Raw genomic sequence first — 25,936 nt, 5'->3', positions numbered from 1 at the left:
CCCCTCAGACGGGAGTGAGAGTCCGCGCGCACGCGAGGATCTCTCGGAGATCCGCGAGCGCAGCACGGGGTCCATCGACGGTGAGGACACCGGTGGTGTTCAGGACGATCTCGTCGACACCGGCGTCGGCGTATGCACGGGTTGCGGTGAGGATCTCCTCTGCGTCGCCATACAAGAAAGCGTTCCCCTCCACGAGGCGACGCGCATCGCCCGCCGCGTCCGTACCGGTGACCGCGATCCCCGCGCGTCGCAGCATGTCGCGGTAGTGGGGAAGCGACAGGTGAGCCGCGCTCCCGGCGAGTGCCAGGCGGGCGCCGTGCCCCACCTCGTGATGAGCCCGCCGCACTCCGACCGGGACCATCGCCACGACATGCGGGCGCCGGCGGCGTCCCTGCGTTCCGTCGTCGAGCGCGGGGACGACGACGTCGCGCAGATAGTCCGGCGGGGTCAACCACGTGATCGCGGCATCCGCATGGCGCCCGGCGACACGGGCCATTCCCGGCCGCAGCACGCCCAACCCCACGTCGACTCCGGCCGTTTGAATCGACGGCAGGGCTCCGTGCATGGAGAAGTAGTCCCCGTCGGTATGGACCTCGCCGCCCCGGAGCAGCGCGGTGACGATCTGCACGTACTCCGCCGCGGCGGTGAGCGGACTGTCGTACGCGGAACCCCGCAGGGATCGTTGGAACGATTTCGCACCGGGGCCGAATCCGGCGATCATCCGGCGCCCCGTGGCGATCGCGACGGAGCGGGCCTGCAATGCCGCTTCGAAGGGATGCCGGAGGGGCATGAGCGTCACGCCGGTTCCGACGGACAGGCGCATGCCCGCCCCGGCCAGTTCGGTGAAGATCTGATGAGGCTCGGTGACGGTCGCCTGACCCTGCCACAGGCGCGAGCCCTCACCGCTGTCGACGAGTCGTGCGAAGTCGTACACCGACGAGAAGCGTCGCGGGACGAACGGAAGCATGATGGAGAACCGCATGATCGGATCAGCGTCGCATCATCGTCCCCCGCGCCACCTCCCCCGAACGTCGACACCGTTTCCGACCTCAGGCGACGTTGTCCGATGATCCGCCTGTTCCTAGACTCGCGGGATGACGTCTTCGGAGGTTTTCCCCGTCGCCCCGGTGCACGGTCGGACGGTGCTCCTCGCGGGCGGGACGAGCACCGCCGGACGCGCGTGCGCACGGGCGCTCCTCGCCGCCGGCGCCACGGTCATCGTCGTCGGTTCCCACGAAGGCCGTCTCGCCGAACTGGCGACGGACATGCCCGGCGTCCGCACCGAGAGGTGCGACCTCACGGATGCGGACGCCGTGGACGCGCTGGTCGACCGGGTGCACACCGCCCACGGCCGGGTGGACGGTCTCCTGCACCTCGTCGGTGGATGGCGCGGCGGCGGAGGCCTCGCGGGGCAGAGCGACGATGATTTCACCTTCCTGATGCGTTCGCTGACGGCGCTACGGGTGGTGAGCCGGGCATTCGACGACGACCTGCGGGCGTCGACCGCCGGTCGATTGGCGATCGTGTCCTCGACCTCGGTCACGCGTCCCCTTGCCGGTGGTGCGAACTACGCCGCGGTGAAGGCGGCGAGCGAAGCCTGGACGAGAGCGATCGCCCAGGGCTTCGCGAAAGACGCTCGTGACGGCGGCCGCGAACCCTCCGCCGCTGCGGTGGTGTTCCGCGTGCGGAGTCTGGCGGGACTCGAGGATGCTCTCGCCGCAGCCTTCGTCGGCTTGTGGGGCGACCCCGCGGTCGACATCAACGACGTGACGATCGAGCTCGCGGAGGCGTAACGCGAGCCCCGTGCCGACGTTACGGTGTCGTCGTCGTGTCGGGGGCGGGCTGGTCTCCGTATGCTCCGGCGTCGGGAACCCCTCCGGCCCGGGCCGCGAGTGACGACGCCTCGTCCGAGACCGGTGGCGTGACGGTCGGCGTGTCGGCGGTGCCGTCCGCCGGGGGTGTGGACGGCGTCCGGTACTGCGTGGACAGCACGCGGTACGAGCGCGTGAGGAACGCTGCTGCTCCCGCGATCACCATGATGAGCCCGGCGATCACGAACACCAGGGCGATGCCGCGCCCGATGCCATCGCCGAGGAGCCAGCCCCACGTCGCGCGGCCGTCGGCGGCGTCCATGTAGGGGATGATGACGAACTCGGCGATGGGGGCGATGAGGAACGCGGTGATGGGCGCCGCCGCCGACTCGAAGGCCGCCGCGAACCCGAAGACGCGCCCCTGCGTCTCGAAGGGGACGACTTTCTGGATCACGGTCTGCTCGGCGGCTTCGACGGCGGGGATGAGAGCCATGTAGACCCAGATGCCGGCGACGTAGAGCCACCACCAATCGCGCAGCGTGAAGACTGCTCCGAGCAGCCCCATCGCGATGACGATCCACAGCATCGTGCGGATGGGATTGCGGCCGAGACCGAACTTGGCCACCATCGCACCGCCGATGATGAAGCCCGTCGCGGTCACGCCGAGCACCAGCCCCCAGACCTCGACCGGAAACAGTTGCAGGCCGTAGGGGTCCATGAGCGCGAGGTAGACCCCGCCGATGAGGTTGTTGAAGGTCGAGAAGATCAGCAGCGCGAAAAGTCCGCGGGCGGCGCGCACGGCCCGGATCGCCCCGCGCACGTCGACCGCGGGCACGCGCTCGCCCGTGGCCTTCGGGCGCTCCTCGGGGATGCGGATGGTGAGGAGGTGAATGAGGGCCGCCAGGGTCAGGACGATCGCGATCGCGAGCGTCCACCCCATGCCGAGCTGCCCGACCGACAGCCCGCTGAAGACGCTCGTCACGACGAAGGACAGGCCCTGCACCGTGCCGACGAGCCCGTTGGCGTTGGCGCGACGATCTTCGGGAACCAGCAGCGTCACCGTTGTCGAGAGGGCGATGTTCCGCATGTTCTCGATCACGGCACCGGCCAGGACGACGCCGGAGAAGATCCAGAACCACGGCCCACCCAGGTCGAGCAGGGCGCTCTCGGGGAAAGCGAGCCACAGGGCGCCCGCCACGAGGAACGCCGCGAGGGTGATGACCCCCGACACCACCATCACGCGGTGCTTGCGATGCCGATCGACGATGGTGCCGAAGAGCATCGCGAACACCGCGAGCAGGAGCATGTAGGCGCCGCCGATGATGCCGGTCGCCAGCACCGACCGCGTCTCGAGATACACCCAGAACGTCAGCGCGAACCACAGGAAGCTCGTCGTCACGTTCGCGGCAGCGGTGTTGATGAGCACCCCGAGGAACGCTCGGCGCCCGGCCGCCGGCTCCACGATCGGTGCGCTCGCGGGAGCGGGAGAGGGCGACGTCTCGGACATGCCGCTCACGTTAGTCACCCCCTCCGACATCGGCCAGGGTCCCCGCGTCCGCGGCGCCCGCGATGACTACGCTGGACGAGTGACCCCCTTGCATGACACGGCCGTGCGCGGCTTCGCGTCCGACAACTACTCCGGCATCCACCCCGACGTCCTCGCCGCCATCGCGGCGGCCAACGAGGGGCACCAGGTCGCCTACGGCGAGGACGTCTACACCGCCCGCCTGCAAGAGCTGTTCGTCGGTCTGCTGGGTGAGGGGGTCGAGGCGTACCCCGTCTTCAACGGCACCGGCGCGAACGTCGTCGGCCTGCAGTCCATGCTTCCCCGATGGGGTGCGGTGATCTCCGCTTCCACCGCTCACATCAACGTCGACGAGGGCGGCGCTCCCGAGCGCGTGGGCGGGATCAAGCTGCTCACCGTCCCGACCGACGACGGAAAGCTCACCCCCGACCTGGTCGACCGCGAGGCGTGGGGCTGGGGAGACGAGCACCGCGCGCAGCCGCTGGTCGTCTCCATCACGCAATCGACCGAGCTCGGCACCCTCTACACCGTCGACGAGATCCGTGCCCTCGCCGATCACGCGCACGGGCACGGGATGCGGCTCCACATGGACGGCGCCCGCATCTCCAACGCCGCCGCCGCGCTCGACGTGCCGCTGCGGACCTTCACCCGTGACGCCGGGGTCGACGTGCTGAGCTTCGGCGGCACCAAGAACGGCGCCATGATCGGTGAGGCCATCGTCGTCCTCGACCCCGAGGCGTCCACCGGGCTGACCTATCTGCGCAAGCTCGACATGCAGCTCTCGAGCAAGATGCGATTCGTCTCGGCGCAGCTGGTCGCCCTGCTCGAGAACGACCTGTGGCTGCGCAACGCCCGCCACTCCAACGCCATGGCCCAGCGTCTGCGCGCCGGTGTCGAGGCGGGGTTGGCCGACGGTTCGATCCGCGGGGTGGAGTTCACGCAGCCGACGCAGGCCAACGGCGTGTTCGCGACGCTCCCCGCGGGTGTCGCCGATCGCCTGCGCGAGAGCTTCCGCTTCTACGACTGGGACGAGCTGCGTCGCGAGGTGCGCTGGATGTGCTCGTTCGACACCACCGAATCCGACATCGACGCGTTCGTCGCCGCGATCGCTCGCGAGACCACGCGCTGAAGTCCCGCGCGAGCGAGGGCCGTGGCATCCCGATCCGGATGCCACGGCCCTGTGCGTCTCACTCGCCGGCGAGCCAGACGGCGTAGGCGTCGAACGACGTCTCGCGGCCGAGGAACTCCGCGACGAGATCGCGGGCGTCGCGCGTGCCGCCCGGCTCGAGGATCTCGCGCCGGTAGCGGGTGGCCGTCTCGACGTCGAACAGGTCGTCGCCGAAGGCCGACAGCAGGTCGCGCGCGATCACCAGGCTCCACTGGTAGGTGTAGTAGCACGCGCCGTACCCCGTCAGGTGCCCGAAGCCCGCGTACGAGTGCGCGCCGTCGAGGGGCGCCACGGGGCTCGCCGCCCGGTAGTAGCCGTCGACCGCGGCCGCGAGGTCGCTGGGCCGGTCGACGTGCAGGCGGTAGGACGTGGTCGCGTGGCCGAGCTGGCGCGTCACCTCGAGACCGCGGCCGAAGCCGTCGGCGGTGCGCATGCGCGCCACGAGCTCGGCGGGGATCGGCTCCCCGGCGTCGTTGACGGCGAAGGATGCCAGGGCCTCGGCATCCCATGCCCATTCTTCGAGCAGCTGGCTGGGAGCCTCGACGAAGTCCCACTCGGTGGCCACGCCGGTCCACCGGCCCCACCGCTGGTGTCCGCCCAGGATGTCGTGCACGAGGTGGCCGAACTCGTGGAAGAAGGTCACCACCTCGTCGTGCTCGAGCAGCCCGCGCGAGAAGTTGCACAGCAGCACCGACTCCGGCAGCGTCCGGCCGGTGATGCCGGGGGCGAGACCGAAGCACGCCGCGTGGCTGTACTTCCCGTCCCGGGGGTGGAGGTCGAGGTGGATGCGCCCGAGGCGCTCGTCACCACGGACGACGTCGTACGTGCGCACGTCGGCGTGCCACGACGGCGCCTCGACCGGGACGTACTGCACGTCGAGCAACCGCGCCGTCGTGGCGAGGACGCCCTCGAGCACCCGGTCGAACCGGAAGTACGAGCGCACGAGCTGCGCGTCGACGTCGTACTCCTCGCGCTTGAGGGCGCTGAGGACGTACCAGAAGTCGGCGATCGTCACCCGGTCGGCGCCGGGCTCGTCGCGCCGCAGGCGTTCGAGGACGCGCGCGTACTCGGTCGCGGCGGCGGGGGCGGCGGCATCCGCGATGCGGGTCAGGAACGAGTCGACGGCGGCACTGGAACCGATCATGCGGGTCTCGGTCTCGAAGTCGGCCCAGTCGCCGTATCCCAGGAGCGCGGCTCGCTCAGCGCGGACGGCGAGCAGTTCCGCCAGCACCGGCTCGTTGTCGGGCCAGGCCAGGTCGTTGTACGCGCCCATGAGCGCGTGTCGCAGCGATCGATCGCGGGCGTACTCGCGCACCGGCATGAGGTCGGTGTACTCGGTCGTGAGGGTCACCATTCCCTCGTCGTCCGCCGGGTGCGCGTCGATGAAGTCGGCGGGAAGTCCGTCCAGCGCGGTGGCGGGGACTCTGATCGTCCGGCGACCCTCGCGGATGTTGCGCGAGAACGTGAGCGACAGCGCGGTGTCGCGATCGGTCAGTTCGCGCACGCGCTCGCGGTCGGCATCCGCCAGGTCGACGCCGCCGCGCCGGAAGTCGCGCTGCACGTGCGAGAGGAAGCGCAGCTCGTCGGGTTCGAGGTCGGCCGCGTCGGCGTCGGCGAAGACGCGCCACAGGTCTCGGTCGAGGAGCCGGCGCGACTGGGCGGCATCCACGGCCTGCGCCTGCTTCTCGGCGGCGTCGCGCACCGCGGGGTCGGGGTGCGATTCGCTGAGGAGGTGCGAGGGGGCCGCGGCTTCGGCGAGCGCGATGTCGGCCTCGTTCCACAGGGCGAGCCGGTCGCGCAACGACAGATCGGGCTCGGCGATCAGGCGCGCATCGATCGCGGCGACCCGGTCGAGCCGCTCGGCGGGCCGTTCTTCGGCGAAGCGGCGCCACTGGTCGAGGTCACGGGGCAGGGAGAGGGGGTTCAGGGGGGAATCCGGCATCCTTCGACCCTAGGCAGGCTCCGGGGAGGCCACAACGGTCGGGGCCGACGACCGTGGGCAGCGGACCCCCGTGTCCGCGCGCAGGGTCAGCGCAGGGCGCCCACCGAGGCCAATCCGAGCCGGATGAGCGTGCCGCGCCCACCCTCCATCTCGGCGGACAGGGCGTCGGATGCCGCTTCCTCGGGCGAGAGCCACGTCACCTCGAGCGCGTCCTGACGCGGCTCGCACGTGCCCGTGACCGGGACGACGAAGGCCAGCGACACGGCGTGCTGCCGGTCGTCGTGGAACGCGCTGACACCGGGGAGGGGGAAGTACTCGGCGACCGTGAACGGTGCCGGCTGCGGCGGCAGCAGCGGGAATGCCATGGGACCGAGGTCGTTCTCGACGTGACGGAAGAGCGCGTCGCGCACGGTCTCGCCGTACCGCACGCGGCCCGAGACGAGGGTGCGCGTCATTTCGCCGAGGGGCGTGGCCCGCAGCAGGATGCCGACCTGCGTCACCGCGCCCATGCCGTCGGTGCGGACCGGCAACGCCTCGACGTACAGCATGGGCAGGCGCCGACGCGCCTCGGCGAGTTCGACCTCGCTCAACCAGCCGGGGTTGGTCTGCGATCCGGGGCCCGAGGGCGCACCGGAGAACGGCGTCGAGAGCGGCTCGCGCTCGTCGCCGTTGTCGCCGGGATCGGGGTCGGGGGTGCGCACGGGCATGCTCCCTGTATATCAACCGGCCGGAGCGATGCCTACGCGCCGGGCGGATGCGAGGCGGATGCCGAGAAGGCGGGGGCGCGGCGGAGCGCGGACGCGGGACGTGCGCGAGGGGCGCCGTGTCGGGGGCCTTTGCGACAATGGCGGCATGAGCGAGCGCCCGATCCTCGACCCGTCCGTCGTCCGCTGGTCGGTGCCGCCCGACGAGATCGGCGACCGCCCGGTGCTGCTCCTCCTGCACGGCTACGCGGCCGACGAGCACGATCTGTTCGGACTGGTCCCGTACCTGCCCGACGGCTTCGCGATCGCGAGCGTGCGCGCACCGCTCACACCGCCCTGGCCGACGCCGGGGGCCTCGTGGTACCCGATCGAGGGGCTCAACGGTCGGGATCCGGCGGCCATCACGCTCGCCGCGGAATCCCTGCTCGCGTGGATCGCCGATCACCTGGGCGACCGCCCGGTGGGACTGCTCGGCTTCTCGCAAGGGGGCGCCGTGGCGGTGCAGACGCTGCGGGTCGCCCCCGACGCCGTGGAGTTCGCGGTCGTGCTCGCCGGCTACGCGGCCGGCGGTGAGCTGCCCGGCGATGCAGTGCTGGCCGCGCGCCGCCCGCCGGTTTTCTGGGGACGCGGTTCGCGCGACGACGTCATCCCGCCCCACCTGATCGACATGACCGCGCAGTGGCTGCCGCTGCACAGCGAGCTGACGGGCCGCGTCTACCCGGGACTGACGCACTCGGTGTCCGAAGACGAGCTGGCCGACGTCCGCGCGTTCCTCGACGCGCGTCTGACGAACCGTCCGGTGTCCCGCGAGGGTTGAGAAAGGGCGGGCCCGACGGCTATCGTGGGCACCCCTGGTCCCGAGAACGAGGTTTCCTCCGGTGAAGAACGTCGACGCTTCCGCGCCCCTGTCCGCGCGCTGACCCGTCGACCCGCCGTTTCTCGGCCGCCCTCCGCATACGCGGACGGGTCCGGTGTCCGCGCACCCCGCGTTCCCGGAGTCGTCATGCCCTCTTCCTCCCCGTCCCTCGTCTTCGATCGGGTCCGCCACGTCTGGCCCGACGGCACCGTCGCGCTCGATGGCATCTCCGGCGCACTCGGCCCCGGGCGCATCGGTCTCGTCGGCCGCAACGGTGCCGGCAAATCGACGCTCCTGCGCGTCGCCGCGGGGCTGCTCGCCCCGACCTCCGGCCACGTCGCGGCCTCGGGTCCCGTCGCCTACCTCCCGCAACGCCTGACAGCCGACCCGCGGCTGCCGGTCGCAGCGCTCCTCGGAGTGCAGGCTGCACTCACCGGCATCCGGGCGATCGAGGCGGGGGACGTCGACCCCCGCCATTTCGACGCCGTCGGCGACGACTGGGACGTCGAGGCGCGCGCGCAGGCCCTGCTCGCCGACGCGGGGCTTCCGCCGAGCGCCCTCGAGCGCACGGTCGGACAGCTTTCGGGAGGTCAGACCGTGCTGGTGGCGCTCGCGGGCCTGCGCGCCCGAGCCGCCGAGATCGCGCTGCTCGACGAGCCGACGAACGACCTCGACCGCGAGGCCCGCGCACGGGTGAGCGACCTGGTGCGCGACTGGCCGGGCGCCCTGGTCGTCGTCAGTCACGACGTGGGTCTTCTGGAGCAGATGGATGCCACGGCCGAACTGTTCGAGAGCACCCTGAGCGTCGTGGGTGGGCCCTACAGCGCCTGGCGGGAGCACCGTGACGCGGAACAGGATTCCGCGCTGCGCGCCGAACGCGATGCCGCCCGCACGCTGCGCCGGGAGCGCCGGGAACGTATCGAGGCGCACGACAAGCTCGCCGCCCGCGCCCGCACCGCCCGCCGAGCGCAGGCGGAGAAGCGCGTACCGGGGATCGTCGCGGGGCTGCGTGCGAGCGCCGCGGAGGTGAGCGCGGGCCGTCTGCGCAGCGAGTCGCGGGGAAAGGAGGACGCCGCCCGTGCGGCGCTGGCCGAAGCCGCTGCGAGGGTACGCGACGACGACACCGTGCGCATCGACCTGCCCGACCCGCACAACGCCGCGGGGCGGAGGATCCTCGCGATCGCCGACGCGGAGCGCGAGTGGATCGTCACGGGCCGGGAGCGCGTGGCGCTGCTCGGGCCCAACGGCGCCGGGAAGACCACGGTGCTGCGACACCTCGTGCAGGGCACGGACGGTGCGGCATCCGTCCGCGCTCGGGCGAGCGTCGACCGCATCGGATACCTGCCGCAGCGGCTCGACGTGCTCGACGATGCGGCATCCGTGATCGAGAACGTCCGGGCCGGAGCCCCCACCGTCCCGGTCGCCGAACTCCGTGATCGTCTCGCGCGCTTCCTGCTCCGCGGCGACGCGGTGTCACGGCCCGCGTCGACGCTGTCGGGCGGCGAGCGATTCCGTGTGGCGCTCGCGCGGGTGCTGCTGACGGATCCGCCGCCGCAGCTGCTGGTGCTCGACGAGCCCACGAACAACCTCGACCTCGACACGGTCGATCGACTCGTGGCGGCGCTGCGCGCGTATCGCGGCGCGGTGCTGGTGGTCAGCCACGACGAGGCCTTCGTGGACCGGCTGGACCTGGATCTGCGGCTCGAGCTCGTCGATGACGCGCTGCGGGAGCTGCCGTGACCACGCCGTGGGTGCACCGCAGGGTTCCGCGACCAGCGAAACGTCAAGCCGCCCACGATGTCGGAGGTCCGGGAGAGGATGTCGGCATGGCCGACGTTCTCGACAGGTTCGGTCCTGCGACGCAGGACTGGTTCCGCGGTGCGTTCTCGGCGCCCACGACGGCCCAGAAGGGCGCGTGGGAGTCCGTGGCCTCCGGTCGCAACGCCCTCGTGGTGGCGCCCACCGGATCGGGCAAGACGCTGTCGGCCTTCCTCTTCGCCATCGACCGCGTGTTCCGCGAGAAGACGCCCGCCGTGCCCGAGGCCGCTCCCCCGCGCCGGGGCCGTGGCGCCGCGAAGAAGCCGGCGAACACCGCGCGCACCCGCATCCTCTACATCTCTCCGCTGAAGGCTCTCGGCGTCGACGTCGAGCGCAACCTCCGCTCCCCCCTGGTCGGTATCGGGCAGTCGGCGCGGCGCCTCGGCATCGACGTCCCGTCCGTCACGGTGGGCGTGCGATCGGGCGACACGAGCTCGAGCGATCGCCGCAAGCTGGTCACCGACCCGCCCGACATCCTGATCACGACGCCCGAGTCGCTCTACCTCATGCTCACGAGCCAAGCGGCCGAGACTCTGCGCGGGGTGCACACCGTGATCATCGACGAGGTGCACGCGGTGGCCGCGACCAAGCGCGGCGCTCATCTCGCCGTGAGCCTGGAGCGACTCGACGCGCTCCTGGACGCGCCGGCGCAGCGGATCGGGCTCTCGGCGACGGTACGTCCGATCGACGAGGTCGCCCGCTTCCTGGGCGGCGCGCAGCCCGTCGACATCGTCGCCCCGAAAGCGACCAAGGCGTTCGACCTGTCGGTCGTGGTTCCCGTCGACGACATGCTCAACCCGCCTCCGCCGCCCGGCGCTCCGGCGCCCGACGACGCCGGCGACGGCGAGTGGTTCTCCGAACGCCCCGAGAGCACCGAGATGGCAGGCTCCGTGTGGCCCCACGTCGAGGAGGCGATCGTCGACCGCATCCTCGAACGGCGCTCGACGATCGTGTTCGCCAACTCCCGACGCCTCGCCGAGCGGCTGACGGGACGCTTGAACGAGATCTACGCCGAACGTCAGGGCATCGACGTCCCCGAGCCGACGGTCCCGGCGAGCATGATGGCCCAGGCCGGGTCGTCCGCGGGGGTCGCCGCGATCCTGGCCAAGGCGCACCACGGCTCGGTCTCGAAAGAGCAGCGCGCCCAGGTCGAAGACGAGCTGAAGTCCGGCGCCCTGCGCTGCGTCGTCGCCACGAGCAGCCTCGAGCTGGGTATCGACATGGGCTCGGTCGATCTCGTCATCCAGGTCGAGGCACCGCCGAGCGCGGCATCCGGTCTCCAGCGCGTGGGGCGCGCCGGCCACCAGGTGGGCGAGGTGAGCCGAGCCGCGCTGTTCCCAAAGCACCGCAGCGACGTGCTGCACACCGCCGTCGTCACCGAACGCATGCTTTCCGGGCGCATCGAGGCGATCGCCGTGCCGCAGAACCCGCTCGACATCCTCGCGCAGCAGACGGTCGCGGCATCCGCCCTCGGCTCGATCGACGTCGAGGAGTGGTTCGAGACGGTCAAGCGGAGCGCGCCGTTCCGTTCGCTCCCCCGATCGGCCTACGAAGCGACGCTCGACCTGCTGGCCGGGCGCTATCCGTCCGACGAGTTCGCCGAGCTGCGCCCGCGCCTGGTCTGGGACCGCGACGCGGGGACACTCACCGGACGACCGGGGGCGCAACGCGTCGCCGTGACCAGCGGCGGCACCATCCCCGACCGCGGCCTGTTCGGGGTGTTCGTCGCCGGCGAGTCGCAGAACGCCCGCGTCGGCGAGCTCGACGAAGAGATGGTCTACGAGTCGCGCGTGAACGACGTCTTCACCCTCGGCACCACGAGCTGGCGCATCGTCGAGATCACGCACGACCGCGTCAACGTCGTGCCCGCGTTCGGACAGCCCGGCAAGCTGCCGTTCTGGCACGGCGACGGCCTCGGCCGGCCCGCCGAGCTGGGCGAGGCCCTGGGCAAGTTCTCGCGCGATCTCGCCGGAGCCGACCGCGCCAAGGCCGAAGAGCGGTTGCGCGAGTCGGGGCTCGACGACAACGCCATCACCAACCTGCTGGCCTACCTCGCCGAACAGCGCGAGGCCACCGGGAGCCTCCCGACCGACCGCACGCTCACCGTCGAACGCAGCCGCGACGAGGTGGGCGACTGGCGCATCATCCTGCACTCGCCGTACGGCATGCAGGTGCATTCGCCGTGGGCTCTCGCGGTCAACGCCCGCATCCGTGAACGCCTGGGGGTCGAAGGCGCCGCCGTCGCCAGCGACGACGGCATCATCGCCCGCGTGCCGGATGCCGCGGCCGAACCGCCCGGTGCCGACCTCTTCGTCTTCGAACCCGACGAGCTCGAGCAGATCGTCACCGACGAGGTCGGCGGGTCGGCCCTGTTCGCCTCGCGCTTCCGCGAGTGCGCCGCGCGCGCGCTGCTCCTGCCGCGCCTGAACCCCAACCGGCGCTCGCCGCTGTGGCAGCAACGCCAGCGGTCGGCACAACTGCTCGAGGTCGCTCGACGGCATCCGTCCTTCCCGATCATCCTCGAGACCCTCCGCGAGGTCCTGCAGGACGTCTACGACCTCCCCGCCCTGTTGCGCGTGGCCCGGCAGATCGGCGAGCGCCGCATCCGGCTGGTCGAGACGACCACGAGCCAACCCTCGCCGTACGCCCGCGATCTGCTCTTCGGATACGTCGGCGCGTTCATGTACGAGGGCGACTCGCCGCTGGCCGAGCGTCGCGCGGCGGCCCTGTCGGTCGACCCGTCGCTGCTGAGCGAGCTCCTCGGCAAGGTCGAGATGCGAGAGCTCCTCGACCCCGAGGTCATCGCGCAGTTCGAACGCGAGGCGCAGCGACTCGATCCCGACCGCCGAGCGCGGGGCGTCGAGGGGGTGGCCGACCTTCTGCGTCTGCTGGGGCCGCTCGACGCGAGCGAGGTCGCTCAGCGCCTCGATGCCGAGGCGGATGCCACCGCCGAGGCCTCGGCGCACCTGCAGGCCCTCGTCGACGAGCGCCGGGCCATCCCGGTCACCATCGCGGGGGTCTCTCGCATCGCCGGGATCGAGGACGCCGGGCGCCTGCGCGACGCTCTCGGCGCCGCGCTCCCGGTCGGCATCCCGAACGCCTTCCTCGAACCGGTCGCCGACCCGCTGGGCGACTTGGTGGCTCGCTACGCCCGCACGCACGGCCCGTTCACCACCGACGCCGTCGCCGAGCGTCTCGGCGTGGGCGTCGCCGTCGCGCGTCTGACGCTGCAGCGACTCGAGTCGCAGGGGCGCCTGTCGAGCGGCTTCTTCCTGCCCGAGGCGGCCGACGGACGCGGCGACGACACCGAGTGGTGTGACGCCGAGGTGCTGCGTCGGCTGCGCATGCGTTCGCTCGCGGCGATCCGCGGCAGCGTCGAGCCGGTGCCGCCGTCGGCGTACGCCCGCTTCCTGCCCGTGTGGCAGCACGTGACCCGTCCGCTGGAGGGGGTCGACGGCGTGCTCGCCGTGGTCGAGCAGCTCGCGGGCGTGCCCATCCCGGCGAGCGCGTGGGAATCGCTCGTGCTGCCCTCCCGCGTCGCCGACTACACCCCCGCGCTGCTGGACGAGCTGACCGCCACGGGAGAGGTGGTGTGGTCCGGTCACGGCACGCTGCCCGGTCGCGACGGGTGGATCGCCCTGCACCCGGCCGAGGCCGCCCCCTATACGCTGCAAGACCCCGACGATCCCGAAGATCCCGCACCGGATTCACTCGAAGCGCGTCTGCTGGCGGCGCTGGAGGGCGGCGGCGCCTACTTCGCGGCTCAGCTGAAGCAGCTGGTCGCTGCCGAGAACGAACAGTCCGTCAACGACGCCCTGTGGGCGTTGACGTGGGCGGGGCGCGTGACGAACGACACCTTCGCGCCCGTGCGCGCGCTCCTGGGCGGCGGCGGGCAGGCGCATCGTGTCGCCCGCCGCGCACCCCGCGCGCGGATGTACCGATCGGCGACGCTGCCCCGGGCGACGTCGGCACCTCGCCCGCCGTCGCTGGGCGGGCGGTGGTCGCTGCTTCCGGAACGCGAACCGGATGCCGCCGCCCGCGCCACGGCCACGGCGAGCCTGCTGCTCGACCGCTACGGCGTCGTCACCCGGGGCGCGGTGCAGTCCGAGGGCGTGCCCGGCGGGTTCGCGCAGGTCTACCGCATCCTCGCGGGCTTCGAGGAAGCAGGACACTGCCGTCGCGGATACGTCATCGAGAAGCTCGGTGCCGCGCAGTTCGCGGCGTCGGCCACGGTCGACCGGCTGCGCGAGTTCGCCGCGGTCGCCGACCCGCCACCCCTGCGGGCCGTCACGCTCGCGGCGACCGACCCGGCCAACCCTTACGGTGCGGCGCTGGCGTGGCCCGCGCTCGAGGGCGTGAGCCACCGTCCCGGGCGCAAGGCCGGAGGCATCGTCGTGCTCGTCGACGGCGAGCTGACGCTTTACCTCGAGCGCGGCGGGCGCAGTGCCCTGGCATTCAGCGAGGACGAGACGCGGTTGCAGGCCGCGGCGCGCGATCTGGCCGACACCTCCCGTCGACGCCGGCTGGACACCCTCACGGTGGAGCAGGTCAACGGCGAGTTCGTGTACGGCACAGCGGTGGGACGCGCGTTGCGCGAGGCCGGGTTCGTGGAGTCGCCGCGCGGCCTGACGCTGCGCCGCCTCACCGCCGGCGACACTCTTCGAGAGGCCGCGCGTGCCTGAGGGCGACACCGTTCACCGCGCCGCGGCGAAGCTCTCCTCGGCGTTGAAGGGTCGCGCCGTGACGCGGTTCGACATCCGCGTCCCCGGCAGCGCGACGGCCGACCTGCGCGGTGAGACCGTGCACGAGGTCGTCGCCCGAGGCAAGCACCTTCTCGAGCGCATCGGGGCGTACACACTGCACTCGCACCTGAAGATGGAGGGCCGGTGGGACGTCTACCGCCCCGGGGAGCGATGGCGACGCCCGGCCTTCAAGGCGCGCGCGATCGTCGGCGTGACGGGGGCCGAGACCGTCGGCTTCGACCTGGCGATGGTCGAAGTGCTGCCCACGGCGGAGGAAGACCGTGTCGTCGGGCACCTCGGCCCCGATCTCCTGGGGCCCGACTGGAACGAGGCCGAGGCCGTGCGTCGCGTCGCCGCCGACACCCGCCCCGCCCACGTGGCTCTTCTCGATCAGCGCAACGTGGCGGGTTTCGGCAACGTGTACGCCAACGAGCTTCTCTTCGTGCGCGGCGTCCACCCGATGACCCCCGCCGCCGACATCGACGTACCGGCCGCCATCGCCCTGGGTCACCGGATGATCCATGCGAACCTTCCGCGTCCCGAGCGCACCTTCACGGGAGACAATCGTCCCGGGCGACGCATGTGGGTGTACGGACGTGCAGGCGCTCCCTGCCGTCGATGCGGAACGCCCATTCGCGCCTCGGCGCTCGGCGCCACGGCAACGAGCGAGCGCGACGTCTACTGGTGTCCCACCTGTCAGCCCGAGTGAACTGTTTCCGCCTCCGCTGTCAACCCGCCGTCGCCGGACGCCATTGCGTGCGACAACGGTGGAAGACAGATTGGCGCAAGCCGGAAATTCTGTAATCCAACGGGAATCCGCTCGAGCGCCCGCACCGAACAACCATGCACGGGAATGAGTTGGTACCCGAATCGGTTGTCACAGAAGTCGGCTCACCCGAGAGCCGATCGGAGGGGATCGTGGGAAAGAACTACATCGACATCGAAAACGACCACGGCGAGACGCTGCGCTATCGCAAGCACGTCAACGGTCGAGGGCTCGTGGCGCACGGCGCGAAGGTCCACCCATCGGCACTCGTGGAGAACGGCGCTTACGTCGAACCCGGTGTGCAGATCGCGGCGGGGGTTCGCGTCGGCCGGGGTGCGTGGATCGAGTCGGACGCCGTGATCGGCCCGGAGGCGCGGATCGAGCCGCACGCGCACATCTGCTCGGGTGCCGTGATCGGCGCGGGCGCGCACATCGGCGTCCGCACCCAGGTCGGCACGAATGCGCGCGTCGCCGTTGGTTCGCTGATCGGCGACGACGAGGTCATCAACGACGGGGAAGCCGTCGCCACCGACCGGCGAGGTCTCCGACTGGCCGCGTGAGGCCCCGCGTCGAGGCATCCACAGCCCGCACGTCTCTTCGGAGCGTGCGGGCTTTCTTGTGACAGACGAATTCCTCGCCACCCATCGGGCGAATTGCGGCAGCGCCGAGGGTGAATTTGATTCGACGTCGAGGAATTCACGCGCGGTGAATTTATTCGACGTCGAGGAATTCTTCGCCGTTATTTCGACGTCGAGGAATTCGGCGGGCGGTCAGGCCGACAGCGTCAGGACGAATCCCACCGCCGGGAGCGTGCCTTGGATCACCGCCGGCCGGAAGTACTTCGCCCCGGACGTCGTGAGCACCAGGGCGGCCGCGACCATCGAGCCCAGCGAGAAGAGCAGCAGCGTCCGTCCCGCGACATCGCCCGTGCCCGCGACCGACCACAGCACGACCCCGATCCCCGCCCCGACGGCGAGGAAGAGGTTGTAGAAGCCCTGGTTGTACGCCATCGGACGCGTGATGTCAGCCGCCCCCTGATCGGCGACGCCGAAGCGCTTCCACACCCGCGGCCTCGTCCACAGCACGCTCTCCATCAGGAAGATGACGACGTGCAGCAGGGCGGCGAGCCCCGCGAAAACGAGAGCCAGGATGCCGATCATGCCCTCACGTTAGCCTGGGGTCATGGCGAAAAGCGGCGGAAGCGGTGCCCGTGGCTCCCGCGGGGGCGTCCGCCGTCCTCGACCGGGGGCGACCGCGCGCCCCACACGGAAGGCCACACCGAAGCCTTCTCCGACGCCCTCACCGACGCCGGCGGAAGAGCCTCGCACGTTCACTCTCGGTGCGGTCCCGGGAGCGACCCCCGGCAAGTGGATCGGTCTCTGGCGCGAGCGGATGCCCCACGTCCCCCTGGAACTCCGCGAGATCAGCGTGGCGACACAGCGCACCGCTCTCGCCGAGGTCGACGCGGCGCTGGTGCGTCTGCCCGTCGAGAACGCCGACGAGCTGCACGTCATCCCCCTCTACGACGAGCTGCCCGTCGTGGTGATGTCCACCGAGTCGGCCCTCACGGCCGCCGACGACGAGGTCACCCTCGCGGATCTCAGCGGCGAGGTCGTGATCGTCCCCGCCGACGACGTGCTGGCCGTTCGCATCCCGGATGCCGCCACCCCGGCCTTCGCGCCGCCGGCCGACACCGCCGAGGCGATCGCCACCGTGGCCGCCGGGGTCGGGGTGGTGATCGTGCCGATGTCGCTCGCGCGCGCGCATCAGCGTCGCGACGTCGAGTACCGCGTCCTCCGCGACGGTCCGACCTCGACCGTCGCGCTGGCCTGGCCCCGCGACGCGACGACCGACGACGTCGAGACGTTTATCGGGATCGTCCGGGGCCGCACGGCGCGCTCCTCGCGCTGAGAGCGCGCGACGCCCTCAGCGCGTGTTCGTGCGGCGCACCTCGTCGACCGTCGCTCCCCCGCGCAGGCCGCGAGCCCGCGCCCCGCGCAGAACGGCCTCGGCGTCGACAGGCGCTCCCTCGACGAGGGCACGCAGATCGACACGCACCGGCGTGGGCAGACGCTTTCGCTCGCGGTCGCGCCGCGCCGCGGCCGCCGCTTCCGCTTCGTCGACCTCGTCGCCGGCGAGCGTGCGCACCTGTAGCCCGCAGTCCAGATCGGCGGCGGCGGCACGGAGGAGTGTCACGACTTCGCCGAGATTCTCGACGTCGGTGACGAGCAGGGTCGAGCTGGTCATGTCCCCATTGTCGCGGGGAGTCACACGGAGCGGGGCCGTCCGCACGACACGCATAGAATCCCTGGGTGACCGGTCGCTTCCTCTACGTCTGCGCGCGCCCGCAGCGCGACGCGGCGACGGCGGAATGGGCCTCGTTCCGCGACGGACTCGGCGTCGCCGACGACGACCTCGTCCACCACGACCTCGTGCGCGAGCCCCTCCCCGCCGACCTCGGCCGCTACGCCGGCGTCGTCGTCGGGGGCAGCCCGTTCAACGTCACCGACACGGGCAAGACCGACGCGCAACTCCGCCTCGAACACGACCTCGAGACCCTGGCATCCGCCGCCCTCACCGGCCGAACGCGCGCGATGTTCACGTGCTTCGGTATCGGCGTCGTGACACGCCTGCTCGGCGGCGCGGTGACCCTCGACCACCCCGAGGGCACGGGGCCGGCCGAGATCGCGCTCACGGCCGAGGGGATGCGCGACGAACTCTTCGGCATCCTGGAGCCCCGGTTCGTAGCCCTCACCGCGCACAAGGAGGGAACGGCCGCCGTGCCGCCGGGGGCGACACTGCTGGCAAGCAACGAGGCCTGCCCCGTGCAGGCCTACCGGGCGGGCGTCTCGCTGTGGGCGACCCAGTTCCACCCCGAACCCACCGCCGACGCGTTCGTGGCCCGCATGACCGTGTACCGCGCCGCGGGGTACTTCGACGCCGACGCCTTCGACGAGGTCGCAGCGCACGTGCGCACCGCCTCTGTCGAGCAGCCGACCCTGCTGCTGCGCACCTTCGCCGCGCAAGCGATCTCCGCCTGAGCGGGCGATCGCTCCCGCCGGGTGCCCGAACCTCCGCGCCATGTCAAGCCGCCGCGCGAAGTGTCTAGCTTTTCTAGTGTTCTCAGTATGAACGCGAGAGATCACGCAACCACCACGGCGCGGGGCTCGGACCTCGCGCGGCAGATTGTCGTCTTGTCGGCGGTGTCGTTCATGCTCATCGCCGCCGTCATCGGGTCGGGCGCCTTCGGCAACACCGCCGTCGAAGACCAACAGGGCGGGGCCCTCGACACCGACGGGTCGTACCTCGCCCCGGCCGGCCCGGCGTTCTCGATCTGGTCGGTCATCTACCTGGGCCTGATCGCCTACGCGGTGTGGCAGGCGCTGCCCCGACAGCGCGCCTCGGCTCGCCAGCGGGCGATGGGCTGGCCGATCGCCGTCACCATGGTCCTGAACGGTCTGTGGCTCGTCGCCGCCCGATTCGGCACGCTCTTCCTCACCGTCGTAGTGATCGTCCTGCTGCTGGCCGCCCTGGGCTGGGCGTTCCGCACGGCCGTCGTCACGCGCGACCCGCGCGGCGGCGTCGTCGACTCCGTCCTGATCGACGGCGTCACGGGACTGCACCTGGGCTGGGTGACGCTGGCCACGGTCGCCAACACCGCGGCCTGGCTCACGACGGTCGTTCCGCCGTCGTGGGAGGACGCGGCCGACGCGATCGGCGTCGCCGTGCTCGTCGTCGTCGCGCTCATCGGCCTCGCGATCGCGTGGCGCAGCGACTGGCGCGTCGCTCCGGCTCTCGCGCTGGCGTGGGGTCTTTCGTGGCTCGCGGTCGAGCGACTGACCGGCGAGCCGACCAGCACGCCGATCGCGATCGCCGCGGTGATCGTCGCTCTCGTGGTGCTGCTGCCCCCGCTGGCCGTCTCCGGCCTGCGCCTGATCCGCCCCTCCATCGACTGACCGGCCGAACCGCCTCCCGCTGCCGAAGACAAGCGAACGCCCCGCCCGACCCGAAGGTCCGGCGGGGCGTTCGCGTCGTTCGTCAGAGCGCGGGAGCGGCGATGGCGCTTCCCCCGGCCGGCACCGTGAGGGTGGCATCCTCCAGGACGACGCCGTCGACGGTCGCGAGCAGGACACCCGCCTCGGATGCCACGGGCACCGACGCCTCGGCATCCGAGAGGTTCACCACGACGACAAGGTCTCGGCGCCGCAACTCGTACACGCGTCCGCCCTCGGCCTCGACGGTGCGCGCCGCGAGCCCCTCGCGCGAGGGGTCGGTGAGTTCGGGCCGCGCGCGGCGGAGCTTCGCCAGCTCGCGGTAGAGCCCGAGCAGCTCGGCGTGCCCGTCCGAGTCGGGCTCGGACCAGTCGAGCTTCGAGCGCTCAAACGTCTCGGGGTCCTGCGGGTCGGGGACGACGGACTCGTCCCAGCCCATCTTCTCGAACTCCTCGACGCGACCCTTGGCCGTCGCCTCGCCGAGCTCCGGCTCGGGGTGCGACGTGAAGAACTGCCACGGGGTCTTCGCGCCCCACTCCTCGCCCATGAAGAGCATGGGCGTGCCGGGGGCGGTGAGCGTCAGCACGGCCGCGGCGGCGAGACGGTCGAACGACAGTCCCTGCGACAGGCGGTCGCCGGCGGCGCGGTTGCCGATCTGGTCGTGGTCCTGCGCAAAGGTCACCAGCCGCCAGTTCGGCACCTCGGCGGGGATCGGGTGACCGTGCGTGCGCTCGCGGAACGACGAGTAGGTGCCGTCGTGGAAGAAACCGCCCACCGACACCTTTTCGAACGCCGCGAGGTCCGCGAAGTCCTCGTAGTACCCGATCGTCTCGCCGGTGAGGGCGACGTGGGCGGTGTGGTGCCAGTCGTCCGACCACTGAGCGGTGAGGCCGTAGCCCCCGGCCTCGCGCGGCAGGATGAGCTTCGGGTCGTTCATGTCCGACTCGGCGATCGTGGTCAGCGGGATGCCGCGGTGCGCCGACAGGGCGTCGGTGCGCTCGGCGATCTCCTGCAGCACGTGCACCGGGCGGTCGTCGAGCAGGGCGTGCACGGCATCCAGGCGGAGTCCGTCGACGTGGTAGTCGCGCATCCACATGAGCGCGTTCTCGACGATGTACGCGCGCACGGCGTCCTCGTCGAGGTTGACCGAGTCGCCCCACGTGTTGCGGCTGCCCTCGCGCAGGTACGGGCCGAACTCGGGCAGGTAGTTGCCCGACGGGCCGAGGTGGTTGTAGACCACGTCCTGCACGACGGCGAGCCCCGCGGCGTGCGCGGCGTCGACGAAGCGCTGGTACGCGGCGGGCCCGCCGTACGCCTCGTGCACCGTGTACCAGAGGACGCCGTCGTAGCCCCAGTTCCACGTGCCGTTGAAGCCGTTGACCGGCAGCAGCTCGACGTGGGTGACGCCGAGGTCGACGAGGTGGTCGAGGCGTTCGATCGCGGCATCCAGGGTGCCCTCGGGCGTGAACGTGCCGAGGTGCAGCTCGTAGATGAGGCCGCCCGCGAGCTGGCGCCCGGTCCAGGCGGCATCCGTCCAGGTGAAGGTCGACGGGTCGAACCACGCGGATGCCTCATGCACGCCGGACGGCTGCCGCCGCGATCGCGGGTCGGGGCGCAGGTCGTCGCCGTCGCCGAGGACGAAGCCGTAGCGCTCCCCGTCGGCCAGGTGCACGTCCGCGCGCCACCACCCACCGGTGCCCGCGACGAGTTCGACGTCTTCGACGACGCTCTCGCCGCTCTCGTCCAGCCGCCGCAGTCGCACCCGGTCGGCCTTGGGTGCCCATAGCTCCATGGTCATCGCATCCTCTTCCTTCGTTCTCACGCGCGAGTCGCCAAAATTTGTCGCCTCAGGCCAGCCGCAGGCGACAAATCGTGGCGACTCGCGCGGGTGGACACGGCCTCAGGGGCAGGCCGGTTCGTCGACCAGCAGCGCCACGGGCAGATCCTGCAGCAGGTCCGACAGCAGCACCGGGCCGCCGGGGAAACGGCGCCCCGTCAGCACGTCGACGGCGGGCACGGCGGGACGCAGCAGCACGGTGTCGCGCCATCCCCCGGCCGCGCGCAGACCGTGCGGCAGGCGCGTCGCGACCGCCGAGACGCCGCCGCGGTCGAACGCGACGACATGGTCGGATGCCAGCCCCGCGGCCTCGAGCGGACGGTACAGCGAGAAGCGCTCGGGGCAGTCGCGCCGCACGCGCAGCGCACGCGACGTGACGAGGAGCTTCGCGCGACCGCTCTCGTCCACGGTCGGGGTGTGCGCACCGTCGGCGTCGATCTCCGCGAGCAGACGCGCCCGTTCGCCGAAGTCGACGGCGCGGCGGTTGTCGGGGTCGACGAGCGACTGCTCCCACAGCTCCGAGCCCTGGTAGACGTCCGGCACGCCCGGGCCGGCGATCTGCAGCAGCTTCGCCGCCAGGCCGTTCGACCAGCCGTCGCCGGCGATCTCGTCCACGAAGGCCCGGACACGCGCCGCGGCGGGACCGGTGGCGGCATCGACCACGGCGTGCATGCGCTCCTCGAACGCCTCGTCCTGCTCCCACCAGCCGGTGACCTCGGAGGCCTCGCGTGCGGCCTTCTCGGCATACGCGTGGAGACGTTCGCGGTACTCCGCCAGCCCGTCGGAGGTGGATGCCGAAGCCGGCCACGCGCCGACGATCGCCTGCCACAGCAGCGCGTCGAACGGACCGTGCCCGGTGGAGGCGATGCCGCGGAACTCCTCGAGCACCTCGCCCCACCGCTCCGGGATCTCGGCGAGCACCGCGATGCGCGCGCGGGTGTCCTCGCCGCGCTTGGTGTCGTGCGTCGACAGCGTCGTCATGGCCGTGGGCCACGACGCCTGACGACCGGCCTGAGCAGCGTGGAATCCGGGCACGTCGAGCGAGAACTGCCCCGGGTCGCCGCCGACCTCGGTGAGCGAACCGAGACGCGTGAAGCGGTAGAACGCGGTGTCCTCCACGCCCTTGGCCATGACCGGGCCCGTGGTCTGCTGGAAGCGCCACGCGATCTCGAAGTCGGTGTCGGCGAGGGCCGGCACCAGCTTCTCGATGACGTCGCCGAGCTCGGGGCGGCGGACCTCCGCCTCGCCCGCGGCGGCGTCGAGGTGCCGGCGGCCGGCGGGGAGGTAGGACCGGTACACGGGGAAGCACGCGAGGATCTCGGCGAGCGCGTCCTGCAGCGCCTCCGTGTCGAACTCCTCGCGCAGCGCCGCGGGCAGCCCGCGCACGATGCGCCGGATCTCGGACACCTGGATCGTGTCGGCGATGCGCCGCTTGGTGTCGTGGATGAGGTCATGCCATCCGGTCAGCTCGGGCAGCCCGCTCTCGCGGCGGAGACGGGCATCGAGTCCGTCCAGCGCGGCTTCGCCCGCGGGGTCGGTGAGCACGCGGTCGATCTCGGCGAGCGCGTCGTAGCCGGTGGTCCCCGCGGTCTTCCACCACGAGGGCAGCGCTTCGCCGTGCTCGAGGATCTTCTCCACCAGCACATAGCCCGCCTCGGGTCCACCGGCCTCGGTGAGCGCCGCGGCAAGGAGGTCGAGGTACCCGCCCGGGTCGACGAGCCCGTCCGGGTGGTCCACGCGCAGGCCGTCCGCCAGGCCTTCGCGCACCCAGCGGAGGATCTCGGCGTGCGTGGCCTCGAACACCTCGGGCCGCTCGACCCGCACGCCGGCGAGGGTCGTGACGGCGAAGAAGCGACGGTAGTTCAGGTCGGCGGCCTCGTCCTGCCAGAACCGCAGCTCGAAGTTCTGCGCCTCGAGCACGGCAGCGACGGCATCGCGAGAGCCCGCGGCAGCGGCATCCGTCCCCGTCCCCGGAGCGACCGGGAACACGTGGTCGTAGTAGCGGATGAGACCGTCGGGGGCGTCGGGGGCGGGGGTCGGGTCGTACGAGATCTCGTCGATCACCTCGGCGAGGTCGGCACCGAGCACGGGCACCCGCACCTTGCCGTCGCCGAACTCCCAATCGATGTCGAAAGCGTCGGCGTGCGCGGACGATCGCCCCTGTCGCAGCACGTCCCACCACCACGCGTTCGCGCGGGGGTCGGAGACGCCCATGTGGTTCGGGACGATGTCGATCAGGATGCCGAGTCCCTGCGCGCGCGCCGCGTCGGCGAACCGTGCCAGCCCTTCGGCGCCGCCCCGCGCGGGGTCGACACGCGTGACATCGACGACGTCGTAGCCGTGATCCGAACCCGGCGTTGCCTCGAGAAGAGGCGACAGGTACGCCCACGACACCCCGAGGTCACGGAGATAGCCCGTGACCTCGGCGGCGGTGTCGAGGGGGAAGGATTCGCGGATCTGCAGGCGGTAGGTCGAAAGCGGATGCCGCATTCTGGATCAGAGCTCCGGTTTGGGTGCCTGCCCGGGCAGGTCGTCGGTGGCGGTGATGGCGATCTGCGCGGTGAGCGAGGCGGCGACGGTGTGGTCGATCTCGGGCTCGGGCAGGTGGTGCTCGCGCAGCACGATGAGCGACTTCGGCTCGAGCTTCAGCGCCTCGCCGGGAGCGATCGGCTCGGTGTTGGCGCGCTCGCCCGCGGTGTCGACGTACACGTCCCACTCGGGCGAGTACTGGATCGCGGGCACGTGGAAGTCGACGGCCTCGTCGCCGGCGTTGAAAAGCACCAGGAAGTGGTCGTCGCTGATCGTCTCGCCGCGACGGTCGCGCTCACGGATGCCCTGGCCGTTGAGGAACACGCCCACCGCGCGACCGAAGCCGGAGTCCCAGTCCTCGGGCTGCATGAGGGTGCCGTCGGGACGCAGCCACACCACGTCGGGGAGGTTGTCGCCCTCCTCCATCTTGACGGGCCGGCCGTCGAAGAACCGGCTGCGGCGGAAGGTGGGGTGCTCCTTGCGGAGGCGCGCGAGAGCCGCGGTGAACTCCACGAGCGGGTGGTCGATGCTCGACCAGTCGACCCATGTGATCTCGTTGTCCTGCGCGTAGCCATTGTTGTTCCCGCCCTGGGTGCGGCCGAGTTCGTCGCCGTGCAGCAGCATCGGCACGCCCTGGCTCAGCAGCAGCGTCGCGATGAAGTTGCGCTGCTGCTGCGCACGCCGCGTGAGCACTTCGGGGTCGTCCGTCGGCCCCTCCACGCCCATGTTGCTGGAGCGGTTGTGCGATTCGCCGTCGTTGTTGTCCTCGCCGTTGGCGTCGTTGTGCTTCTCGTTGTACGAAACGAGGTCGCGCAGGGTGAAGCCGTCGTGTGCGGTGACGAAGTTGATGGATGCCACGGGCCGCCGGCCGGAGTGCTCGTACAGGTCGGCCGAACCCGTCAGGCGCGACGCGAACTCGCCGAGCGCCTGCGGCTCGCCGCGCCAGAAGTCGCGCACGGTGTCGCGGTACTTGCCGTTCCATTCCGTCCACTGGGGCGGGAAGTTGCCGACCTGGTACCCACCGGGGCCGACGTCCCACGGCTCGGCGATGAGCTTGACCTGCGAGACCACCGGGTCCTGCTGGACGAGCTCGAAGAAGGTCGCGAGCCGGTCGACGTCGTAGAACTCCCGCGCCAGGGTGGATGCCAGGTCGAAGCGGAAGCCGTCGACGTGCATGTCGAGCACCCAGTACCGCAGCGAGTCCATGATGAGCTGCAGCGCGTGCGGGTTGCCGACGTTCAGGCTGTTCCCGGTTCCGGTGTAGTCCGTGTAGTAGCGCTTGTCGTCGTCTTCGAGGCGGTAGTAGGCCTCGTTGTCGATGCCGCGCATCGACAGGGTCGGGCCCATGTGGTTGCCCTCGGCGGTGTGGTTGTAGACCACGTCGAGGATGACCTCGATACCCGCCGCGTGCAGCGCCTTGACCATGGCCTTGAACTCCTGCACCTGCTGACCGTGGTCACCGGTCGAGGAGTAGGTGTTCTGGGGCGCCAGGAACGCGATGGTGTTGTACCCCCAGTAGTTCGACAGCCCCTTCTCTTCGAGGGTGGAGTCGTTGACGAACTGGTGGACCGGCATGAGTTCGATCGCCGTCACGCCGAGCTTGCGGAGGTGGTCGATGATGGCCGGGTGCGCGATGCCCGCGTACGTGCCCCGCAGCTCCTCGGGAACGTCCGGGTGCAGCTGCGTGAGCCCCTTCACGTGCGCTTCGTAGATGAAGCTCTCGGCGTACGGGGTCTTGGGGTGACGGTCACCGGTCCAGTCGAAGAACGGGTTGATGACCACGCCCTTCATCATGTGGGCAGCCGAATCCTCGTCGTTGAACGAGTCCGGGTCGCCGAACTCGTAGCTGAAGACCGGCTGGCCCCAGTCGATCTGCCCCTCGACGGCCTTGGCGTAGGGGTCCAGGAGGAGCTTGCTCGGGTTGAACCGCTGGCCGTTCGCGGGATCGTACGGGCCGTGCACGCGGTAGCCGTAGCGCTGTCCCGGCTGGATGTTCGGGAGGTACGCGTGCCACACGAACGCGTCGACGTCCACGAGCTCGACGCACGTCTCCGTCCCGTCCTCGTCGAACAGGCAGAGCTCGACGCGCTCGGCGCCCTCGCTGAACAGGGCGAAGTTCGTCCCATTGCCGTCATACGTGGCCCCGAGGGGATAACTGGATCCTGGCCATACCTGTTGCACGTCGCTCACGATAGACCAGCAAAGTTTCCGCCCGATACGGGGGCACCGTCGTTGACAGCACCCCC

Annotated in this window: 19 protein-coding genes; 10 read left to right on the top strand and 9 right to left on the bottom strand. The window is 71.2% G+C overall.

What is annotated here, in order from left to right; translation table 11 throughout:
• Positions 1-4: 4 nt before the first annotated feature.
• The gene (locus tag P5G46_RS10865) at positions 5-982 is read right to left on the bottom strand and encodes an LLM class flavin-dependent oxidoreductase (RefSeq protein ID WP_408905697.1); all 978 of its coding nucleotides are present in this window, start codon (positions 980-982) and stop codon (positions 5-7) included.
• Between the two features lie 112 nt (positions 983-1,094).
• On the opposite strand from P5G46_RS10865, the gene P5G46_RS10860 reads away from it, so the two are divergent.
• Positions 1,095-1,793, top strand: a complete 699-nt coding sequence (locus P5G46_RS10860) for an SDR family NAD(P)-dependent oxidoreductase (protein WP_375094781.1) — start codon at positions 1,095-1,097, stop codon at positions 1,791-1,793.
• Between the two features lie 19 nt (positions 1,794-1,812).
• Here the strand turns inward: P5G46_RS10860 and P5G46_RS10855 are convergent, their stop codons facing one another.
• Entirely contained in the window at positions 1,813-3,318 is a 1,506-nt protein-coding gene (locus P5G46_RS10855) for an MFS transporter (RefSeq protein WP_408905696.1), read from the bottom strand.
• Positions 3,319-3,397: 79 nt separating this feature from the next.
• Between P5G46_RS10855 and P5G46_RS10850 the strand changes: the two genes are divergently transcribed.
• On the top strand, positions 3,398-4,465 hold the full coding sequence (locus P5G46_RS10850) for a threonine aldolase family protein (protein ID WP_239275762.1): 1,068 nt from the start codon (positions 3,398-3,400) through the stop codon (positions 4,463-4,465).
• A 58-nt stretch (positions 4,466-4,523) separates the two neighbouring features.
• On the opposite strand, the gene P5G46_RS10845 is transcribed toward P5G46_RS10850, so the two are convergent.
• Positions 4,524-6,446, bottom strand: coding sequence for a M3 family metallopeptidase (locus P5G46_RS10845; protein WP_375094783.1), 1,923 nt, complete (start codon positions 6,444-6,446; stop codon positions 4,524-4,526).
• Positions 6,447-6,532: 86 nt separating this feature from the next.
• Positions 6,533-7,153, bottom strand: a complete 621-nt coding sequence (locus tag P5G46_RS10840; RefSeq protein ID WP_239275766.1) for an NUDIX hydrolase family protein — start codon at positions 7,151-7,153, stop codon at positions 6,533-6,535.
• Positions 7,154-7,298: 145 nt separating this feature from the next.
• Here P5G46_RS10840 and P5G46_RS10835 point away from each other — a divergent pair, with 145 nt between their 5' ends.
• The 5 genes from P5G46_RS10835 (at position 7,299) to P5G46_RS10815 (ending at position 15,892) form a co-directional block, all read left to right on the top strand.
• Positions 7,299-7,967: an alpha/beta hydrolase gene (locus tag P5G46_RS10835; RefSeq protein WP_239275768.1), complete on the top strand. Its 669-nt coding sequence runs from the start codon at positions 7,299-7,301 to the stop codon at positions 7,965-7,967.
• Positions 7,968-8,153: 186 nt separating this feature from the next.
• Positions 8,154-9,746, top strand: coding sequence for an ATP-binding cassette domain-containing protein (locus tag P5G46_RS10830; protein ID WP_375094784.1), 1,593 nt, complete (start codon positions 8,154-8,156; stop codon positions 9,744-9,746).
• Between the two features lie 86 nt (positions 9,747-9,832).
• Positions 9,833-14,506, top strand: a complete 4,674-nt coding sequence (locus P5G46_RS10825; RefSeq protein ID WP_375094785.1) for an ATP-dependent helicase — start codon at positions 9,833-9,835, stop codon at positions 14,504-14,506.
• A complete protein-coding gene (locus P5G46_RS10820) occupies positions 14,499-15,275 on the top strand; it encodes a DNA-formamidopyrimidine glycosylase family protein (protein ID WP_239275774.1) in 777 nt (258 codons plus the stop codon). Before P5G46_RS10825 ends, P5G46_RS10820 begins: the two co-directional genes overlap by 8 nt.
• Positions 15,276-15,484: 209 nt before the next feature.
• Complete coding sequence (locus P5G46_RS10815) at positions 15,485-15,892, top strand: transferase (RefSeq protein ID WP_239275776.1); 408 nt, start codon at positions 15,485-15,487, stop codon at positions 15,890-15,892.
• A gap of 210 nt (positions 15,893-16,102) precedes the next feature.
• Here P5G46_RS10815 and P5G46_RS10810 read toward each other — a convergent pair whose 3' ends face one another.
• Complete coding sequence (locus P5G46_RS10810; RefSeq protein WP_375094786.1) at positions 16,103-16,492, bottom strand: DUF1304 domain-containing protein; 390 nt, start codon at positions 16,490-16,492, stop codon at positions 16,103-16,105.
• 22 nt (positions 16,493-16,514) lie between these two features.
• Between P5G46_RS10810 and P5G46_RS10805 the strand changes: the two genes are divergently transcribed.
• Positions 16,515-17,243: a LysR substrate-binding domain-containing protein gene (locus tag P5G46_RS10805; protein WP_408905695.1), complete on the top strand. Its 729-nt coding sequence runs from the start codon at positions 16,515-16,517 to the stop codon at positions 17,241-17,243.
• 15 nt (positions 17,244-17,258) lie between these two features.
• Here the strand turns inward: P5G46_RS10805 and P5G46_RS10800 are convergent, their stop codons facing one another.
• On the bottom strand, positions 17,259-17,579 hold the full coding sequence (locus P5G46_RS10800) for a hypothetical protein (protein WP_375094787.1): 321 nt from the start codon (positions 17,577-17,579) through the stop codon (positions 17,259-17,261).
• Positions 17,580-17,644: 65 nt separating this feature from the next.
• On the opposite strand from P5G46_RS10800, the gene P5G46_RS10795 reads away from it, so the two are divergent.
• Together P5G46_RS10795 and P5G46_RS10790 are read left to right on the top strand one after the other, a co-directional pair.
• The gene (locus P5G46_RS10795) at positions 17,645-18,373 is read left to right on the top strand and encodes a type 1 glutamine amidotransferase family protein (RefSeq protein WP_375094788.1); all 729 of its coding nucleotides are present in this window, start codon (positions 17,645-17,647) and stop codon (positions 18,371-18,373) included.
• Positions 18,374-18,460: 87 nt separating this feature from the next.
• Positions 18,461-19,288 (top strand): tryptophan-rich sensory protein, encoded by an 828-nt coding sequence (locus P5G46_RS10790; protein ID WP_239275786.1) that lies wholly within the window; start codon positions 18,461-18,463, stop codon positions 19,286-19,288.
• An 82-nt stretch (positions 19,289-19,370) separates the two neighbouring features.
• Here P5G46_RS10790 and treZ read toward each other — a convergent pair whose 3' ends face one another.
• The 3 genes from treZ to glgX all read right to left on the bottom strand — a co-directional run bounded on the left by treZ (position 19,371) and on the right by glgX (position 25,880).
• Positions 19,371-21,122 carry a malto-oligosyltrehalose trehalohydrolase gene (treZ, locus tag P5G46_RS10785; RefSeq protein WP_375094789.1) on the bottom strand — a complete coding sequence of 584 codons (1,752 nt, stop codon included), beginning with the start codon at positions 21,120-21,122 and terminating at the stop codon, positions 19,371-19,373.
• A 102-nt stretch (positions 21,123-21,224) separates the two neighbouring features.
• Positions 21,225-23,651: a malto-oligosyltrehalose synthase gene (gene treY, locus P5G46_RS10780; protein ID WP_375094790.1), complete on the bottom strand. Its 2,427-nt coding sequence runs from the start codon at positions 23,649-23,651 to the stop codon at positions 21,225-21,227.
• Positions 23,652-23,657: 6 nt separating this feature from the next.
• Positions 23,658-25,880 carry a glycogen debranching protein GlgX gene (gene glgX, locus P5G46_RS10775; RefSeq protein WP_375094791.1) on the bottom strand — a complete coding sequence of 741 codons (2,223 nt, stop codon included), beginning with the start codon at positions 25,878-25,880 and terminating at the stop codon, positions 23,658-23,660.
• Positions 25,881-25,936 lie beyond the last annotated feature (56 nt).

The organism is Microbacterium mcarthurae (assembly GCF_046064585.1).
In the GTDB taxonomy this organism is placed as follows: Bacteria; Actinomycetota; Actinomycetes; order Actinomycetales; family Microbacteriaceae; genus Microbacterium; species Microbacterium mcarthurae.
Note: the sequence above shows the minus strand (reverse complement) of the source record. Positions and strands in the feature narration are given on the sequence as shown.